Here is a 17,771-nt window from a genome sequence, read left to right on the forward strand (position 1 = left end):
ATGCGCAACCTAACCCAGCGCATCCAGCGCACTAAGAATCTCCGCCGGCTCGGCCCGCACCGTGTAATCGGTGTCCACAAACGACCAGCGCACCGTACCCTCCCCGTCGATCACAAAAGTGGCCGGCAGCGGAAGCGTACGAGCATGCCCCGCGTTCACCCGCGCCAGGTCGAAGCCGAACTCGTCGTACTTGCCGCCCAGTTCACCGGACAGCTCAAAGGCGATGCCATAGGACGCGGCGACCCTGGAACCGATGTCGCTCAGCACCGGGAAGGCCAGCCGCTCCTTCTCCGCCAGGGTCAGCGACTCATCGGGTATCTGCGGTGAGACCGCCACCAGGCATGCGCCCCGGGCCCGGAAGTCCTCGTGGTGGCGCTGGAGGGCGCGCAGCGCCAGGTTGCAGTACGGACACCAGGCGCCCCGGTAGAAGGTCAGCACCACCGGCCCCCCGGCGAGCAGGCCGCTCAGGGTGACCTGCTCGCCCAGGGCCGAGTTCAAGGTGAACTCCGGGGCCCGCTCCCCCACTTGCAGCGCCCGCCCCGCGATCCCGGTGGCGGCCAGCTCCCGCGCACCCCGCTCCATGACCTCCCGGGCATCCACCGGCAACCGGTGCTGCCACTGCTCGCTCAGTTCCCGCAGCTCGTCGCGAAGATTCATGCCGCTTCCCCTGTTCTCGTCCACCGGCCCCCCTACTTGGAACGCCCGTTCCAAGATGATCACCTGGCGTCCCGTCCACCGTCAAGGGTTATCTTGAACTCATCGTTCCAAGAACTGGAGAACCCAACTCATGCCGGACATCAAGCACTTCGATCCCGATGCGGCGCTGGAGCGCGCCGAGCGCCTCTTCTGGAAGCACGGCACCGGTTCCGCCGAGTCCTCCGTCCAGGCCGTCACCACGGCCACCGGCCTCAACCGCTCCAGCCTCTATGCCACCTTCGGCAGCAAACACGACCTCTATCTGGCCGCCCTCCGCCGCTACCTCGACCACCGCGCCCGGCCCGCCTTCCGCCGGCTCGCCGAGGACCAGCGCGGCCTGCCCGCGATCCGCGACTTCTTCACCGCCCTCATAGACATCCGCTGCACCGGCGAACACTCCGGCTGGGGCTGTATGTTCGTCAACGCCCATGTGGACCCCCAGCACAACGATCCCGGGGTCCGCGCCCTCCTGGACGAACACCACCGGCTGCTGCGCGATGCCCTGCGCAGCGCCCTGCAAACCGCCGTCCGGCTCGGCCAGTTGGCCACTACCCACCCCATCGAGGGCACGGCCGAAACCCTCGCCCTCCTCGCCTATGGCATCAACCTCCGCTCCCGCGCCGGGGCCACCGCCGAGGAACTCCTCGGCACCCTGCACAGCGCGCTCGCCCAGCTGTCACCACGGGCCTGACACGGCGAACGTCCCTCCCCACCCCCCCGAGGGGTGGCAAGGGACGCCCAGTGTCTGCCGGCTCTCCTTCGCGGCTCAGCAGCTCTGATAGGTGGTCACCGCGTCGATCCGGCTGCCGAACTTCCCGCCCGCCTTGTAGGCGGCCGAGTAGTCCCCGCTGGCGACCTTGCGCATCTCATGCGGGTCCCAGTCGATAAAGCAGCCGGCCGCATTGGCGTAGAACGAGCCGACGTTGTCGTGCAGATACGGCGGCATGTCCCGATAGCCGCTGGTCGGGGTCCAGCGCCAGGGAGTTCCCTGGTAGTCGTTGTCCTGCCAGAAGCAGATCTCATTTCGGCCGCACTGCTCGGCCGCTCGTTGCAGGGCCTGGGCGCTGGGCCCGGCGGGGTGCGCCGGAGCCGAGGCCGCCTGCTGCGCGCCGAGCAGCGTGCTGCTCAGCGCCAGCGCGGCCAGAACACCGAAGAGACGGGCGCGTGTCACGGGCATGCGTTGATCCTTTCGCTCCGCGAGTGGGGGGAGGGTCCAGGCTGACCAGCCACCCCGTCCGCCCCTTTATGGTGAACTGGCCTTGAGTGGGACGCTAATGGCTTCGATGGTGCTCAAAACACACTGGTCATAGTTACGGGGGCTACGGGAAGAGAGTTGGCCATTGCCCAAGGAACGCCCGTTCGGTCCCGACTTGCCGACCGTCGGCCGGCTGTCAGTGGCGTGTCTTAGGTTCGGTCCCATGAGTTCTTCACTGAGCGTCTATCTGCTCGACGTCGCCGCCACTCGCGCCCTGGTCGGATCCGGCGATGAGGAGTTGCTGCGGGTGATATGTACCGAATTCGGGGATGATCTGGCCCGCGATGACGACTATCACAGCCTCGCGATCGAGCAGGGCGCACCCACGGCGGAGGAGGCACTGCGCGCGGTGGTCCACGGCGGCCCCTTCAGCGAGCAGCGGGAACACGCCTTCCAGTACGGCTACGCCTATAAGCGGCTGTGCGCGCTCACCGGCCTGTTCCTGCCCAACGACTGCTTCACCCCGCACCGAGGCGACTGGCTGTCCGTCGTCGATCAGGGCCTGAAGGCCCTGGGCATCACGGCCGTGTCCGTGGAAGCCTTCAGCCTCGGCGACCCTCCCGCTCCGCTGCCGCACTGCTTCACCCCGGGCTGTGGTGAGTGGACGCCCGATCGGATAGCCCAGGCGCTGGAGCAGTTCGAGGCCACCAAGCGCGCGGTCGATGAGTCGGGGCAGGCCCCTCCGCTGGAGCCGGAAGTCGTGGAGGGCGTCATGCAGTGCATCGGCTGGATGACGCGCGCCGAGGCGCGGCCCGGCTTCGGCGTCATCGGCTTCCGCTCCTGAAATCACCGCGCAGGCCGGCCCCTTGGCAGGATCGTCATGCCCGGATCCCGCGGCACCCGGGCGGTGCGGTGGGCCCGGTTTCGCCCGGGCCCACCGGCGTGCGCCTGCCGCGCTTGCCGCGCTTACTGAAGGGCGGCCACGGCCGTGTCGTAGTCCGGCTCCTGGGCGATCTCCGGCACCAGCTGCGAGTGGACGACCTTGTTGTCGGCGTCCAGCACCACAATGGCCCGGGCGGCCAGGCCGCTCAGCGGGCCGGACTCCATCGCCACACCGTAGTTCTCCAGGAACTCACGGCCCCGCATGGTGGACAGAGTGACCACGCTGTCCAGGCCCTCGGCCCCGCAGAAGCGCGCCTGCGCAAACGGCAGGTCCGCGGAGACGCACAGCACCACCGTGTTCTCCAGCTTCCCCGCCAGCTCATTGAACTTGCGCACCGAGGCCGCGCAGACACCGGTGTCAACGCTGGGGAAGATGTTCAGCACCTTGCGCTTGCCCGCGAAGTCCTCCAGCGAGGCATCCGACAGGTCCTTGCGAACGAGCGTAAACGCCGGAGCGGTGTCGCCCTGAGCCGGGAAAGTACCGCCGATGGTGACCGGGGATCCCTTGAAGCTGACCTTCGACATGAGTTGTCTCCTGAGGAACGGGAATCGTGAGGACTGCTCAGGGATCCTACCGACGTACCCCCACCCTGTTCTTTGCCGCCCACAACCTGCCCCAGGAGACGCCTCGTGCTCACCGGCATCGCCACCAGCGCCGTGGTGCTGTACACCCTCTGCGGAGCGGCTGGTCCCGCAGTGGGCGGAGGTCCTCACCGTCGATGAGTGGCTTGACGCCCGCTCCCGGCCCTGATTACTTGACCGCAGCAGGATCTACCGAATGATCGGTCGGTCACCGGCCCAAGGCAGAACGGTGGTGAGCCATGGCGCCAGAGAGCGCGGAGAACGCAAAGCCCGACGCCGCCGAGCGGATGTCCCCCCAGGAGCTGGCCGAGCTCCAACTGCGCCGTCTGCGCGCCACCTTGCGGCACGCCTACGACCATGTACCCCACTACCGCCAGGCCTTCGACGCCGCAGGCGTCCACCCGCGGGACTGCCGGAGCCTCACCGACCTCCCCCGCTTCCCCTTCACCACCAAGGATGACCTGCGCCGCCACTACCCCTACGGGATGTTCGCGGTACCCAGAGACCGGATCCGACGAATCCACGCCTCCAGCGGGACAACCGGTGAGCCGACCGTGGTCGGCTACACCCAGGGAGATCTGGACACCTGGGCCGGGCTGGTGGCCCGGGCCATCCGGGCGGCGGGCGGGCGGCCGGGCGACACGGTGCATGTGGCCTACGGCTATGGGCTGTTCACCGGCGGGCTGGGCGCGCACTACGGGGCCGAGCGGCTCGGCTGTACGGTGATCCCCGCCTCCGGGGGCATGACCTCCCGCCAGGTACGGCTGATCCGGGACCTCCGGCCCGAGATCATCATGGTGACCCCCTCCTATATGCTCACGCTGCTCGATGAGTTCGAGCGGCAGGGCATCGACCCGCGCGGCACCTCCCTGCGCACCGGGATCTTCGGCGCCGAGCCCTGGACGGAGGCCATGCGTGCCGAGATCGAGGACCGCTTCGGCATCGACGCGGTGGACATCTACGGCCTCTCGGAGATGATGGGCCCCGGCGTGGCCCAGGAGTACGCCACCACCAAGGACGGGCTCCACCTCTTCGAGGACCACTTCCTTCCCGAGATCGTGGACCCGGTCACCGGCGAACCCCAACCCGACGGCACTACGGGCGAATTGGTGCTCACCACGCTCACCCGGGAGGGCATGCCCGTCATCCGCTACCGCACCCGCGATCTCACCCGGCTGCTGCCCGGCACCGCCGCCTCCTTCCGCCGGATGGAGAGGATCACCGGACGCAGTGACGACATGGTCATCCTGCGCGGAGTCAATCTCTTCCCGGGGCAGGTCGAGGAGATCGTGCTCCAAGTACCGGGCGTTTCACCGCACTTCCAGTTGCGGCTGACCCGCCGGGACAGGCTGGACCGGCTGACCGTACGCGCCGAGACACGCCCCGGCGCCACGGCGGAGCAGCGCGCCGCCGCCCCGGGGGAGATCGCCCGCCGGATCAAGGACGGTATCGGGGTATCGGTTTCGGTCGAGCTGGTGGAACCGGGGACGCTGGAGCGCTCGGTGGGCAAAATCAAGCGCATCGTCGATGAACGGGAGAAGGGCGAGGGAAAAGCGACAAGCGGGTGAGGCCAGAGAGCACTTGAGGAATCAGCGCGACTCCTGGCAACCCGCACCCGCCCGATGAAGTCCTTCTCCACGCAACTCCGCTTCCACGCAACCGAAGTTGGGAGTCACCGTGCGCTTACGCAACCGGTTACGTGCCGTGGTCATCGGCGGTCTGGCGCTGCTCAGCGGCGCCACCGCCCTGCCGGCCACCGCCACCGCCGCCACCGGCCGTACCGACCGCCCCTCCAGCAGCGGGCTGTCGGCCGTGATCCGCTATACCGAATACGGAATTCCGCATATCACCGCCAAGGACTACGCCGGGCTGGGCTTCGGCAATGGCTGGGCGCAGGCCGCGGACCAGGCGTGCGTCCTGGCCGATGGATTTGTCACCCTGCGCGGGGAGCGCTCGCGCTGGTTCGGTCCCGATGGCGCTCCGGACGGCTCGCTGTCCAGCGCCGGCACCAATCTCTCCAGTGACCTGTTCTTCCGGAGCGTCAATGAGGCCCGGACGGTGGAGCGGCTGCTGGCCCAGCCGGCCCCGGCCGGTCCCAGCCGGCAGGCCAAGGAGCTGATCCATGGCTGGGCGGCGGGCTACAACGCCTGGCTGAGAACGCACCGCATCAACGATCCGGCCTGTCGGGGTGCGGCCTGGGTGCGCCCGGTCACCGCCATCGATGTGGCGCGGCTGGGCTACTCGGTGGTGACCCTGGGCGGCCAGGGCCGGCTGGTGGACCAGATCACCGGCGCCCGCCCGCCGGGGGCGTCGGCCGTCCGTCCCGCCGCCTCCGCCGATCCGGGGGCCGCCGCCCGTGCCTTCTTCGCCCGGGACGGTGCCGACCTGGGCTCCAACGCGGTGGCTTTCTCCGGCACGGTCACCGCCAACCGGCGCGGGCTGCTGCTGGGCAATCCGCACTATCCCTGGCACGGCGGCCGCCGCTTCTGGCAGTCCCAGCTGACCATCCCCGGCGAGCTCAATGTGGCCGGCGGCTCCCTGCTGGGCTCCCCCACCGTGGAGGTGGGCTACAACGACCGGGTGGCCTGGAGCCACACCGTCTCCACCGGCGTCCCGGTGAACCTCTATGAGCTCAAGGCCGCGCCGGGCGACCCCCGTTCCTACCTGGTGGACGGCAGACCCGAGCGGATGACCGAGCGCAGGGTCACCCTGCCGGTACGGGGCAAGGACGGGCACCTCACCAAGGTGACCCGTTCCCTGTGGTGGAGCCGCTACGGCCCGGTGGTCAGCGGCCTGGACCGGGGCCTCCCCCTGCCGTGGACCAAGAACTCGGTGTATGTGGTGAACGACCCCAACGCCGCCCAGCTGCGCTTCCTGGACTCCGAGCTGGGCCTGGCCAAGGCCCGGGACACCGAGGGCATCCTGCGGGCGCTGCACCGCGCCCAGGGCACCCCCTGGGTGAACACCATCGCGGCCGACGCCGAAGGGCACAGCCTCTACACCCAGTCCCAGGTGCTGCCCCGGATCACCGATGAGCTGGCGGGGCGCTGCTCCACCGCGCTGGGCCGCACCACCTATCCGGCCGCGGGCCTGGCGGTGCTGGACGGTTCACGCTCGGACTGCCTGCCCGGCCGGGACGCCGATGCCCTCCAGCCGGGGATCTTCGGCCCCTCCGCCATGCCGACCCTGCGGGACGCCCCCTACGCCGAGAACTCCAATGACAGCCCCTGGCTGGCCAACGCCGACCGTCCGCTGACCGGTTACCCCCGGATCTTCGGGGACACCGCCACCCCGCGCAGCCTGCGCACCAGGGGCGCCCTGGAGGATGTCTCCGCGATGGCCGGGCGCGGCGGCCTGACCGTGGCCGACCTTCAGCGGCAGCAGTTCACCGACCGGGCTCCCGCCGGTGCGCTGGCCGCCGAGGACACCGCCAGGGCCTGCGCCAAGCTGCCGGGCGGCAGGGCAACAGGCAGCGACGGCAAGGCAGTTGATGTCGCCGCCGCCTGCGCGGTCATCGCCCGCTGGGACCGTACGGTCAACACCGGCAGCAAGGGCGCCCTGCTCTTCGGCCGCTTCTGGCGCCACCTGGGCGACCCCAAGTGGCGGGTGCCCTTCTCCGCCTCCTCTCCCCTCACCACCCCGCGCTCGCTGGACACCGGCACCAGCCGCTTCTCAAGGGCGCTGGCGGACGCGGTGTCCGAGCTGCGCGGCGCGGGCATCGCCCTGGACGCACCGCTGGGTGAGCACCAGTTCGTGGTGCGCCATGGCAAGCGCATCCCGGTTCCGGGCGGCGCACACGCACTGGGCATCTGGAATGTGATCTCCGCCAACTGGACACCGGCCCAGGGTGGCTACAGCGAGGTGGAGACGGGCTCCAGCTATATCCAGGCCGTAGGCTTCAACGGCGGCTCCTGCCCCACTGCCCGTACCCTGCTGACCTATTCGCAGTCCTCCAACCCGCGCTCAGCGCACTACAGCGACCAGACCGAGCTGTTCTCCCGGGGCCGGATGGTGACCGCCCGCTTCTGTGAGAAGGACATCCTGGCCTCTCCACAGCTGAAGGTGGAGCGGGTCACCGAACGCTGAACAGGGCGGCGTGCCGGGCCCGTTGACGGCCCGGCGCGCCGTCACCTCAGCCCAGCGGCACCGCCCCGCGGGTCCGTACCTCGGCGACGGCCATCCGCGCGGCCTTGACCGCGCTGAGGATGGCGATCTCGCCGCGCATCCCGGGGGCCGCCACCATGTCCCCGGCCAGGAAGACCCCGTCGCCACGGGCCACCGCCGGCCGATCGCGCCAGGTGAAACCGGGCAGGTCCAGCGCCCCGGTACGCCCGCGGGCGGTCCCCCAGCGCCGCCAGGTGGTCCGCTCCCGGTGGCCGGGTACGGTCAAGTCGGCTAGCGCTTCCAGCCGTTGGCGCGCGTAGGCGGTGGACTCCCCCTCCCGGACCGGCATGGTGAGCTGGAACAGCGACTCACCGGGCGGGGCGGTGGCCGGGTCCTGGGGGGTGTATGCCTCATGGAAGCCGCCCGCGTCCAGGTCGATGGCGATGAACCGGTCCCGGCGGCTCCGCCTGACGGCCAGGTCCAGCATCACACAGTGCCCGGATTCCCAGCGCAGTGAGTCATCCCCCAGCAACGCCCGGGCCGAGGCCAGTTCGGTGGCCACAATGACCGGACGGCCGGGCAGCTCGGCCGGACCGCCGATCCGGGCACCGGTCTCGATGCGTACGCCCAGGGCGCGGGCCCGCCCCTCCAGCCGGTTGAGGACCGTCTGCCAGCCGCCGGTGACCCAGCGCACCGCGGGCGGCCTGGTGGTGTAGATGCGGCGGAACAGGCCCCAGGCGAAGGCCGCGGACAGCCGCCCCGTGTTGGCCTCATAGGTCACCACGCCAAGGGCGTTGGCCGCCGCGCGTGCGGCCGTCTCCCCATAACGTCGCGCCGCCCAGCCGTGGAAGTCCTCCTCCACCGGGGCGGTCCTGGGCCGGCCCGGCAGCATCATCCGGAGAAATCCGGCGGGCACCCGATGGCCGAGCCGCCCCTCGCGCAGCACTCCATAGGAGAAGTCCCGGGGCCCGGGCAGACCCAGCCGCCCGGTCAGCCCGCGTTCCTCCAGCCAGCTCCACCAGGGGCCGTCCGCATAGAAGACATGGGCCCCCTCATGGGCCATATAGGGCCCCGCGGTGGCCCTGCCCCGGCCGCCCAGGGTGCGGTGCGCCTCATACAGGGTGACCTGGACGCCCTCTTCGGCACAGGCCACGGCCGCCACCAGGCCCGCGATCCCCCCGCCGATCACCGTGATCCGGTCAGGCATTGCTACCTCTCCTCTCGCCCGTCTCTGCCCATAACGACGCGCCCAGGACCCCGGTCTGTGACATCCACCCCCGACCGGGCCGGGTTTCCGCTGCCGCACCCCTCATCGGAGCGCGGAAACCCGGTCCAGTCCGCAATGCGGCCGCTCAACAGCCCCGCTCCACCATGCGGTTGATCCGTCGCACCGCCCGCTCAAAGCCCGCCGTCAGCTCGTCGAAGACCGCCGCTACGCTGCGTACCGAGTCCATCCGGCCCACGATCTGCCCGACCGGGGTGCCCAGCAGCTCGGTCACCTCATACCGCTGGATACGCGAGAGCGCCTCGGCGACCAGCAGCCCCTGCAGCGGCATCGGCAGCGGGCCCGGGCTCGCCGGGTCGTCCCAGGCATCGGTCCAGGCGGTGCGCAGCTGGCGGGCCGGCTTGCCGGTCAGGGCGCGGGAACGCACGGTGTCCCCGGATCCGGCGGCCAGCAGTTTGGCGGTGAGGGCGGCCGAACGCAGGCCCGCCTCCTCGGTGGTGAGCCAGATCGAACCCAGCCAGACGCCCTCGGCGCCCAGCGCCAGCCCGGCGGCGATCTGTTCCCCGCTGCCGATGCCACCGGCGGCCAGCACCGGCACCGGGGCCACGGCCTGGACGATCTCCGGGGTGAGCACCATGGTGGCAATCTCCCCGGTGTGCCCGCCGGCCTCATAGCCCTGGGCCACCACCAGGTCGCACCCGGCCTCGGCATGCCGCCGCGCATGCCGTGCGCTGCCCGCCAGGGCCGCGACCAACGCCCCATGCGTGTGCGCCCGTTCGATGACATCCGCGGGCGGGGAGCCGAGCGCATTGGCGACCAGCCGGACCGGATGGTCGAAGACCACGTCCAGCTGGGCCCGGGCGACCTCCTCCAGCCACCCGGTGATCCGCCAGGAGCCCCGGTCCCCCTCGGGCAGTTCGGGCACCCCGTAACGGGCCAGGGTCTCCCTCACGAACCGCCGGTGTGCCGCCGGGATCAGCGCCTCCACCTCATCCTCGGTGGCCGCCTCGGCCCGGCGCGCCGGCATCACCACATCCACCCCGTAGGGCATCCCCCCGGTGTGGCCCTGCATCCACTCCAGATCCCGCGCCAGCCGCCCGGGCGCGCGATACCGCACCGCCCCCAGCACCCCGAACCCGCCCGCCCGCGAGATGGCGGCGGCCACAGCGGGGAAGGGAGTGAACCCGAACACGGCATGCTCTATGCCCAGTTGCTCGCTCAGGGAGGTTCGCATGGGCGGCAGGATGACGCAGGGGGGCGGAGGAGGGAAGGTATGTGGTCGCGTGCCGGGTGGCGAACGAGCCTTGCAGGGTGGCCGGTTGACCTGGCTCCGGTGCGCGCCGGAGCCTGGCCCCGGGGGCGTCACCCGGGCCCCGCCCCCGCGCCGCGCCGTCGCCGCGACATGGCGAGCCATGCGCCCGCCGCCACCACCGCCGTGCCCGCACCCGTGGCGAAGACCCAGGGCTCCCAGGGGGCGGGGCCCTTCTCATCGCCCCGCACCGCGAGACCGGTGACCGTTGTCTTCCGGCCGTGGTGGCTGAAGGCCGTGACTTCATACGTTCCCGAACCCGTGCCCCTGGGTACGGTGATCCGTCCGGCATAGACCGTGGCGCCGTCGTCGCATTTGCAAGCCGGGTCGTCCGTACCGTCGTCCCTGATGCGGTGTGAGCCTCCCAGGGCACGGGAGCTGACGATCACCGCGTCCTCGTCCGGTGCGGCATGGGCGTCCGAGAGAACGACCAGCACCGTCTCGCCGGGGCGGGCCTTCTTGCCGTCCTTGGTCTCGACGACGAACCGCCCTATCCGGGCGGGCCCTTGGGGTACGACCTTCAGCCTCGCGGTCGCCACGGTCCGCCCGTTGAGCGACGCGGCGACCGGGTAACTCCCCGGTGAGATGCCGCTGCGTATGCTGACCCTCATCCCGGGTCCGAGAGGGTCTTCGGAGCGGGAGGCGCCCTTCTCGCGCGGGTGCAGATGCAAGGGGTGGATCAGGGCGGGGGAAGTGACCACCACGTCATCCCACGGCCCGGTCATTCCCTCGACCACCGCGCCGACGCTCTCCCCCACTTCGTACGGTCTGTCGTCGTCGAGTTCCAGCCGTGGGCCGCTCGGCGTTCCTTCGCGGGGCATGGCCGCGGCTCCCGCAGGCGACGGAGGCGACGCAAGGGCCAATGAGGCCGTCAGCAGGACACAGCACGTCATGGCGTGCGGAAGCCGTGATGCGGAATCCCGGCACCAGAACACCATCCACCCCCAGTGCGTGCGGGTCCGGTTGCCCCGCCCTCCGCCACAGTAGGGCCTGTGCGGTAAGGCGGGGGCCGCGCACCCGGAGTCAGTGCGCGCCCCGTGTCCAACGGCATGCCGCGCGCCGGATCAGTGGTGACAGTCCCAGCCGTTCTGCCACCAAGTGTCCAGCTTGTTCCAGGTGTTGGGTCCTACGATGCCGTCCGCCGGGAGCTTGGCGCAGTACCGCTGGAAGGCGATCACCGCATTCTTGGTGCCGGTGCCAAACCAGCCATCGACGGCGACATGCCGGTCCATGACGCTGTCGAGCTCACACTGCGCCGCCTTGACCGCCCAGGTGACCTGATCGTTGGCGTTGGGGCCGTTGCCATCACCCAGGGAGATCTCGGGTTCGTTGCTGAGCCAATCACATTTGTACGGGTGCCCGGCGGGCGCGGCATGGGCCGCCCCGACGGCCCCAATGGTGGACAGCAGCGCGGCGGCGCCCGCCACGGCGATTCTGCGGAACATCCCGACTCCCGGAGATCGACAAAGTCTTCGGCCTCCGATACTGCGCCCCGGCGCCCCGGCTGTCGTCAACCGGCCGCGGCAGGCGGCGGGTAAACCTGCGCATCAGCGGATGAGCTCTGGTCGGGTCACCGCCGCCTGACTCGCCCCCCCCTGCGCCGTTCCGGCCGGCGCTCAGTTCCCGCCAACTGCCGCCGAATCGGCCTCGCTTCCGCCCGCGCTGGGAATGATCAGCTCCATGCCGACTCCCGCGCCGCTGACCTGGCCTTATCCATCGGAACCCGGAGCGTGGCGCAACAGCGCCCCGTTTTCCGCCAACCCCGCCGAAACCCGGTCCGGTTGAGTGGCCGGGAACCATACGAGTGGTTGACACATGGAGGGGGAACGTCCAGTCTCAACGACTGAACAACCCGCCATAGTGCGACTGTTGGCGTTAAGTACCCGTAAAAGGGTTTGTTTGCGGACCAAGAGCCACCGAGACACCGGAGCTGCCCCATGCTGCCCGCCATGCCGCATCACGAACGTGAACGCTTTCTTGCCGAGCCCCGCATCGGAGTGCTGGGCGTCACCGACTCACGCGGTGACCGTGCCCCGCTGCTGGTCCCGGTCTGGTACCACTACGAGCCCGGAGGGGAGGTCGTGGTGCAGACCGGCCGGGAGACGGTCAAGGCCCGACTCCTCGGTGCGGCGGGCCGGTTCAGCCTCTGTGCCCAGGACGAGAACCGGCCGTACCGCTATGTCAGCGTGGAGGGCCCCATCACCTCGGTCACCGACCCGGTGGACCCCGCCCTGCGCGAGTCCATGGCCCACCGCTATCTGGACCCCGAGGAAGCCCGCGCCTACCTGGCGGCGACGGCGGACCAGCTCAAGGACGACATCACCGTCCATATGCGCCCCCAGCACTGGCGCACCGCCAACTTCGCCGCATTCGCCGCCGACTTCGCCGGGGACGGGCAGTTCCGCACGGACGGCTGAGCCGCCCACCGGCACATCACCCGCAGAGCAGTCATGACACCCCCCGCACCCCGAGTGAACAGGTATTCATGACAGACATCGATGTTTCCCGGCGCCCGTTATCCTGTGCCAGCCCCGTGCCGGCCGGTGCCGGCGGCCCGCGCGAGTACCCGCGCGACCGGTGCCTTCCCGAGCTCTTCGAGGAGCGGGCAGCGGCCCGTCCGCAGGCCCTCGCCGCCCGGCACGGCGAACGCACCCTGACCTATGGGCAGCTCAGCGCCCGCTCCAGCGCGCTGGCGGCGCATCTGCTCGACCGCGGTGTGGAGCCCGGCACCCCGGTGGGCGTCTGCGGCATCCGTTCCCTGGAGGCGCTGATCGCCCTGCTCGGCATCCTCAAGGCGGGCTGTGCCTATGTCCCGCTGGACGAGGACCTGCCGCCGGCCCGGCTGCGGGCCATGGCCGAGGACACCGGGCTGCGCGCGGCCGTCCTGCTGCCGGGCAGTGCGGGCCCGGTGCGCGGACTGCCCATCTGTGTGGACTTCGGCGACGTCCTTGACGACGCCCCCAAGTCCTTTGCCTCTGCCGCCACTTCGGCTGCCGACTGCGCCTATGTGGCGTTCACCTCCGGCTCGTCCGGCCGCCCCAAACCGGTGGCGATACCCCACCGCGGGGTGGTCCGCCTGGTGCTCTCCGACCGTCAACTGCCCCCGCCCGGACCGGGCGATGGAGTGCTGCACGCCTATGGCCTGTCCTCCGATGCCTCCACCATAGAGATCTGGGGCGCACTGCTCACCGGCGCCTGCCTGGTCCTGGCGGACCGCGCGGAACTGCTCTCGGCCGTGGCGCTGGAGGAGCTGTTCCGCACCCGGGGCGTGACCGTCGCCTATCTCACCACCAGCGTCTTCCACCTGGTCGCCCGTACCCGCCCGCAGGCCCTGGCCGGGCTGCGGTTTGTCTCCGCCGGCGGGGAGGCGATGGACCCGCGCCTGGCCAATGAGGTGCTGGCCGCCTGCCCCGGCACCACCGTGGTCAACTTCTATGGGCCCACCGAGTGTTCGGTCGTCGCCACCGCGTATGTGCTCCCCCGCGCCCTGCCCACCGAGGGCGCCGGTGTCCCCATCGGCCGTCCCTTCGGCGCCACCGTCTGTCATGTGCTGCGCCCCGACGGTTCGCCCGCCGCACCCGGCGAGGAGGGGGAGCTGTATCTCGGCGGGGATGGCCTGGCCCTGGGCTACCCCGGCGATCCCCGGCTGACCGCCGAGCGGTTCCGCAGCCTGCCGGCCGTCGAGCCGGGCGGGCCGCTGTACCGGACCGGTGACCGGGCCGTCCGGCGCGCCGATGGACTGCTGGAGTACCGGGGACGGCTGGACCGCCAGGTGAAACTGCGCGGGGTACGTGTCGAACTGGACGAGATCGAGGCCCGGTTGCGCGCTCATCCCGAGGTCGGCGAGGCCGTGGTGGAGCTGGAGGCGGGCGCTCTGACCGCCTATGTCACCGCCGCCCGGCCCGGCCGCCCGCTGCCGGTGTCCGGCATCCGCGCCCACTGTGCCGAGTGGCTGCCGTCCCAGGTGGTCCCGGCGCTGGTGGCCATGGACCGGCTGCCGGTGACCAATGGCGGCAAGGTGGACCGTACCCGGCTGAAGGCCCTCGCGCCGCAACCCCGGAACGCCGGGGCCCCGGAGCGCGGGGCCGTGGAGCCCGGAGCAGCGGGCCTCGGAGCCGGGGGGCTGCTCGAGGTCCTCGCCGAGGTGTGGCACCAGGTGCTCCGGGTACGCCCCCTCCCCCAGGACGACTTCTTCCTGCTCGGCGGTGACTCACTGCTCGCCTCCGAAACCGTCACCCGCACCCTGGCGGTGCTGAACCTCGATGCCGCCCTGGGCTCCACCCTGATCAGGGCCCTGCTGGCCGCGCGCACCCTGGAGGGCTTCGGCGCGGCCGTCGCCGGACTGCGGGGCGGGGCCGCCGGATTGACGCGGGCGGCACCGCCCATCGACTTCGAGCGCGAGAGCGACCTCGGCTTTACGCTGCCGCCCGCCCAGGGCCCGGCCCCGCGCCCGGAGGATCCCCGGAATGTCCTGCTCACCGGCGCCTCGGGCTTTGTCGGCGCCTTCCTGCTGGACCGGCTGCTGCGGATGACCTCCGCCCGCGTCCACTGCCCCGTACGGGCCTCCGGCACCGAGCACGCCACCCGGCGAGTGCGCAACACCCTGGCCCGCTACGGTCTGCGCCTGGACGAGGCCGACTGGCGGCGGGTGGAGTGCTTTCCCGCCGACCTGACCGAACCCGGCCTGGGGCTCTCCCAGGCTCACGCCGCCGAACTCTTTGGCGGCCTCGACCTGATAGTGCACAACGCCGCCCGGGTCAACTTCCTCTATCCGTATGAGGAGTTGCGCGCGCCCAATGTGGAGGGCACCCGGACGGTCGTCCAGCTGGCGGCGCCCCGCCGGATACCCGTCCACTTCATCTCCACCGTCGCCGTGGTGGCCGGCTTTGGCACGGCCGGGGTGGACAAGGTGGACGAGGACACTCCACTGGCCCACGCCGACGGCCTCACCATGGGCTACGCGGAGAGCAAATGGGTCGCCGAAGAGCTGCTGCGGCGGGCGGCGGACCAGGGGCTGCCGGTGGCCGTCCACCGGCCGTACGAAGTGACGGGCGACCGGGTGAACGGCGCCTGCAACACCGAGACCGCCATCTGCTCGCTGTTCAAGACGGTCGCCGAGACGGGCCTGGCCCCCGATATCGAGCTGCCGATGGACTTTGTCCCGGTGGACCACCTCGCCGAGTCCGTGGTCCATATCGCCACCCGGCGGCCGGCCGACGGGCGGGTGTACCACCTCACCAACCCGCGCCCGGCCATGCTCTCGGACGTCCTGGACCGGATGCGCGCGGCGGGCTTCACCATCCGGACGCTGCCCTACGACCGGTGGGTGGGCGAACTGGTCCGCCATGTGGCCCGAAACCCCACCAGCGCCACCGCCCCCTTTGTCTCACTGTGTGTGGACCGCAGCCGCAAGGCCGATATCTCGGTCAAGGAGATGTACCTCAAGGGCGTCTTCCCGGTCCTGGGCCGGCGCAACGCCGAGGAGGCACTGGCGGACAGCGGACTGCACTGCCCACCGGTCGATTCCGCCCTGCTGGACCGCTACTTGGAGTTCTTCTTCACCTCCGGCTACCTCCCCCGGCCCACCGGACAGCCGTCCCCTCCCGGAACGGAGCACCGCGCATGACCGCCCCCGAGGAACTCGTCCCGGTCCCGGCCGCCGAACCCGGCACCGCCGGGCCGCCCTGCGGCTATGCCCGGCTGCGCGCCGAACAGCCGGTGGTCAAGGCCAAGTTGCCCAATGGCGAGACGGGCTGGCTGCTCAGCCGCTACGAGGACGCACGCGCCGCCTTCGCCGATCCGCGCCTTGTCCGGCCGCTGCTCTCCGCCTGGCCGCCGCGCGAGGGCCCCGACGCTCCCCCGCCCTGCCTGCCCACCTTCCTGGAGATGACCGGAGCGCACCATGAGCGGGTACGGCGCACCGTACTGCCGCTCTTCGGCCGGCGCCGGCTGGAGTTCATGGCGCCCAGGATCCGGGCCATGGCCGGGGAACTGCTCGACGCCATGGTGGCGTCCGCCGCCGATGGCACCGCCGATCTGATCGGCGCCTATGTGGAACCGCTCCCGCTGCGGGTGCTGTGCGAGACGACCGGACTGCCGCACGAGGACCGCGACATCTATCTGCCGCATACCCTCACCCTGCTCGGCGCCGCCGGACTGTCCATGGACGAGGTGCTGGCGGCCCTCTACGCGCTGCAGGACTACGGCGACGCACTCATCTCCCGCAAGGAGAAGGAGGGCGAGGGCGAGGACTGTATCCACCTGCTGCTGGCGGAGAGCCGCCGTCCGGGCAGCGAGCTGACCCGGGACGATGTGGTCAGCTTTGTGGTCACCATGCTGATGGCTGGCTACCAGACCAATGTCCAGCACACCGGGAACGCGCTGTTCACCCTGCTCACCCATCCCGGGCAGCTGAGCGAACTGCGGGCGGCGCCGGAGCGGATGGGCAGCGCGGTGGAGGAGCTGCTGCGCTATGTCCCGCTGATGAACGCCATCAACATCCTGGTGGCCCAGGAGGACTTCACCCTGCACGGGCAGCGGATCCGGGCCGGGGACGCGGTCATCCCGGTACCGGCCTCCGCCAATCGCGATCCCGCCACGTTCACCGACCCCGACCGCCTGGACCTGACCCGCACCCCCAACCCACATATCGCCTTCGGGCACGGCCCGCACTCCTGCACCGGCGGGCATCTCACCAGGCTGCAACTGGGCATTGTCATCGAGGTGTTGCTGGAGCGGCTGCCCGGCATCGAGCTGGCGGTGCCCGCGGACGCCATCCCCTGGGACGAGTCCACACCGCTGCGGGCCCCCGCCAGGCTGCCGGTGCGCTGGTGACACGCCTCCCCCGACGACCCCTTACCGCCCCGGACCGGACAAGAGAGGCCCCAAGGTGACCGCACCCCACGAGGAACAACTCCCGGCGCACGAGGAACAACTGCCGCACTACCCCTTCAGCACCCAGGGCGACCGCCTCGCCCCCGAACTCGGCGAGTTGCAGCGCCGCTGCCCGGTGGCGCGGGTGAGCACCAACTCAGGCGGCGAGGCCTGGCTGGTCACCGGCTATGAGCTGGCCCAGCATGTGCTGCGGGAGCGGAAGTTCGCCCGGTCCGTCCTGGGCGACCCCGAGGCGCCCGGCCAGGACGCCCCGATCCTGGCCCCCGAACTGCTGGACGCCATGAATTACCTCCAGGGGGCCGGGCTGCGCGATGAGGTCCTCAAGGCCCTGGGCCGCAACCAGCCCGCGCTTCCCGCCGACTGGGTCGCCGGGATCACCCGGGAGGGCCTGGAGGCCATGGTCCGGCAGGGCAGCCCCGGGGATCTCCAGCATCATTTCGCGGAATGGGTGGCCGCCCAGTGCATGTGCCGGGTCCTGGGGCTGCCCTTCGAGGACCGCGAATGGCTCGCGGTACGGGCGGACCTCGACCTGACCATGGTGACCCCCACCAATGAGGAGCTCGCCCGCAACTGGGAGGAGATCCGGGTCTATATGCACCGGCATATGACCACCCGCCGTCCCGGCGAGCCCCGTGGCCTCATCGACCGCCTCGCCGACCTCAACGAACGGCAACAAGGCCTGACCGACGAGCAGTTGTCCAACATTTGCGCCGTGCTGTTCGTCAGCGGCTACGAGGACTTCGCCAGCTTCCTGGGTGTCGCGGCGCTCAACCTCCTCCAGCACCCGGAGGCGATGGACTCGGTGCGGGCCAGGCCGGAGACCA

The 17,771-nt window shown here is 70.8% G+C and carries 15 protein-coding genes; 8 read left to right on the plus strand and 7 right to left on the minus strand.

Annotated elements, in window-relative coordinates; translation table 11 throughout:
• Positions 1–9: 9 nt before the first annotated feature.
• Positions 10–657 (minus strand): peroxiredoxin-like family protein, encoded by a 648-nt coding sequence (locus CV755_RS13425; protein ID WP_109280457.1) that lies wholly within the window; start codon positions 655–657, stop codon positions 10–12.
• A gap of 130 nt (positions 658–787) precedes the next feature.
• Between CV755_RS13425 and CV755_RS13430 the strand changes: the two genes are divergently transcribed.
• Complete coding sequence (locus CV755_RS13430) at positions 788–1,387, plus strand: TetR/AcrR family transcriptional regulator (RefSeq protein WP_109280458.1); 600 nt, start codon at positions 788–790, stop codon at positions 1,385–1,387.
• 75 nt (positions 1,388–1,462) lie between these two features.
• Here the strand turns inward: CV755_RS13430 and CV755_RS13435 are convergent, their stop codons facing one another.
• Positions 1,463–1,873, minus strand: a complete 411-nt coding sequence (locus tag CV755_RS13435; RefSeq protein WP_109280459.1) for a peptidase inhibitor family I36 protein — start codon at positions 1,871–1,873, stop codon at positions 1,463–1,465.
• A 241-nt stretch (positions 1,874–2,114) separates the two neighbouring features.
• Between CV755_RS13435 and CV755_RS13440 the strand changes: the two genes are divergently transcribed.
• The gene (locus CV755_RS13440; RefSeq protein WP_109280460.1) at positions 2,115–2,735 is read left to right on the plus strand and encodes a DUF7691 family protein; all 621 of its coding nucleotides are present in this window, start codon (positions 2,115–2,117) and stop codon (positions 2,733–2,735) included.
• Between the two features lie 122 nt (positions 2,736–2,857).
• On the opposite strand, the gene tpx is transcribed toward CV755_RS13440, so the two are convergent.
• Positions 2,858–3,358: a thiol peroxidase gene (gene tpx, locus CV755_RS13445; RefSeq protein WP_109280461.1), complete on the minus strand. Its 501-nt coding sequence runs from the start codon at positions 3,356–3,358 to the stop codon at positions 2,858–2,860.
• A gap of 296 nt (positions 3,359–3,654) precedes the next feature.
• Between tpx and paaK the strand changes: the two genes are divergently transcribed.
• Together paaK and CV755_RS13455 are read left to right on the plus strand one after the other, a co-directional pair.
• Positions 3,655–4,983: a phenylacetate--CoA ligase PaaK gene (gene paaK, locus CV755_RS13450; protein ID WP_109280462.1), complete on the plus strand. Its 1,329-nt coding sequence runs from the start codon at positions 3,655–3,657 to the stop codon at positions 4,981–4,983.
• 109 nt (positions 4,984–5,092) lie between these two features.
• Positions 5,093–7,501 carry a penicillin acylase family protein gene (locus CV755_RS13455; protein WP_109280463.1) on the plus strand — a complete coding sequence of 803 codons (2,409 nt, stop codon included), beginning with the start codon at positions 5,093–5,095 and terminating at the stop codon, positions 7,499–7,501.
• A 46-nt stretch (positions 7,502–7,547) separates the two neighbouring features.
• On the opposite strand, the gene CV755_RS13460 is transcribed toward CV755_RS13455, so the two are convergent.
• The 4 genes from CV755_RS13460 to CV755_RS13475 all read right to left on the minus strand — a co-directional run bounded on the left by CV755_RS13460 (position 7,548) and on the right by CV755_RS13475 (position 11,498).
• A complete protein-coding gene (locus CV755_RS13460; protein WP_109280464.1) occupies positions 7,548–8,726 on the minus strand; it encodes an NAD(P)-binding protein in 1,179 nt (392 codons plus the stop codon).
• A 145-nt stretch (positions 8,727–8,871) separates the two neighbouring features.
• Positions 8,872–9,978: an NAD(P)H-dependent flavin oxidoreductase gene (locus tag CV755_RS13465; RefSeq protein ID WP_109280465.1), complete on the minus strand. Its 1,107-nt coding sequence runs from the start codon at positions 9,976–9,978 to the stop codon at positions 8,872–8,874.
• 128 nt (positions 9,979–10,106) lie between these two features.
• Positions 10,107–10,874: a hypothetical protein gene (locus CV755_RS13470; protein WP_109280466.1), complete on the minus strand. Its 768-nt coding sequence runs from the start codon at positions 10,872–10,874 to the stop codon at positions 10,107–10,109.
• A 243-nt stretch (positions 10,875–11,117) separates the two neighbouring features.
• A complete protein-coding gene (locus CV755_RS13475; RefSeq protein WP_109280467.1) occupies positions 11,118–11,498 on the minus strand; it encodes a peptidoglycan-binding domain-containing protein in 381 nt (126 codons plus the stop codon).
• A 504-nt stretch (positions 11,499–12,002) separates the two neighbouring features.
• Here CV755_RS13475 and CV755_RS13480 point away from each other — a divergent pair.
• The 4 genes from CV755_RS13480 to CV755_RS13495 all read left to right on the plus strand — a co-directional run.
• Positions 12,003–12,470, plus strand: coding sequence for a pyridoxamine 5'-phosphate oxidase family protein (locus CV755_RS13480; RefSeq protein ID WP_241561188.1), 468 nt, complete (start codon positions 12,003–12,005; stop codon positions 12,468–12,470).
• 116 nt (positions 12,471–12,586) lie between these two features.
• Positions 12,587–15,679 (plus strand): amino acid adenylation domain-containing protein, encoded by a 3,093-nt coding sequence (locus CV755_RS13485; RefSeq protein WP_241561189.1) that lies wholly within the window; start codon positions 12,587–12,589, stop codon positions 15,677–15,679.
• Complete coding sequence (locus tag CV755_RS13490; protein WP_109280470.1) at positions 15,676–16,887, plus strand: cytochrome P450 family protein; 1,212 nt, start codon at positions 15,676–15,678, stop codon at positions 16,885–16,887. The genes CV755_RS13485 and CV755_RS13490 overlap by 4 nt, the downstream gene beginning before the upstream one ends.
• 55 nt (positions 16,888–16,942) lie before the next feature.
• Positions 16,943–17,771: cytochrome P450 family protein (locus CV755_RS13495; RefSeq protein WP_109280471.1), on the plus strand; the 829-nt coding region annotated here is incomplete at its 3' end.

Origin of the sequence: Streptomyces orinoci (assembly GCF_003121295.1) — a bacterium.
Classification (GTDB): domain Bacteria; phylum Actinomycetota; class Actinomycetes; order Streptomycetales; family Streptomycetaceae; genus Streptomyces; species Streptomyces orinoci.

Bases quoted from the DNA above. Each gene is read 5' to 3' on its own strand.
- CV755_RS13425 (WP_109280457.1), bottom strand. From the start codon at position 657: ATGAATCTTCGCGACGAGCTGCGGGAACTGAGCGAGCAGTGGCAGCAC.
- CV755_RS13430 (WP_109280458.1), top strand. From the start codon at position 788: ATGCCGGACATCAAGCACTTCGATCCCGATGCGGCGCTGGAGCGCGCC.
- CV755_RS13435 (WP_109280459.1), bottom strand. From the start codon at position 1,873: ATGCCCGTGACACGCGCCCGTCTCTTCGGTGTTCTGGCCGCGCTGGCG.
- CV755_RS13440 (WP_109280460.1), top strand. From the start codon at position 2,115: ATGAGTTCTTCACTGAGCGTCTATCTGCTCGACGTCGCCGCCACTCGC.
- tpx (WP_109280461.1), bottom strand. From the start codon at position 3,358: ATGTCGAAGGTCAGCTTCAAGGGATCCCCGGTCACCATCGGCGGTACT.
- paaK (WP_109280462.1), top strand. From the start codon at position 3,655: ATGGCGCCAGAGAGCGCGGAGAACGCAAAGCCCGACGCCGCCGAGCGG.
- CV755_RS13460 (WP_109280464.1), bottom strand. From the start codon at position 8,726: ATGCCTGACCGGATCACGGTGATCGGCGGGGGGATCGCGGGCCTGGTG.
- CV755_RS13465 (WP_109280465.1), bottom strand. From the start codon at position 9,978: ATGCGAACCTCCCTGAGCGAGCAACTGGGCATAGAGCATGCCGTGTTC.
- CV755_RS13470 (WP_109280466.1), bottom strand. From the start codon at position 10,874: ATGCCCCGCGAAGGAACGCCGAGCGGCCCACGGCTGGAACTCGACGAC.
- CV755_RS13475 (WP_109280467.1), bottom strand. From the start codon at position 11,498: ATGTTCCGCAGAATCGCCGTGGCGGGCGCCGCCGCGCTGCTGTCCACC.
- CV755_RS13480 (WP_241561188.1), top strand. From the start codon at position 12,003: ATGCCGCATCACGAACGTGAACGCTTTCTTGCCGAGCCCCGCATCGGA.
- CV755_RS13490 (WP_109280470.1), top strand. From the start codon at position 15,676: ATGACCGCCCCCGAGGAACTCGTCCCGGTCCCGGCCGCCGAACCCGGC.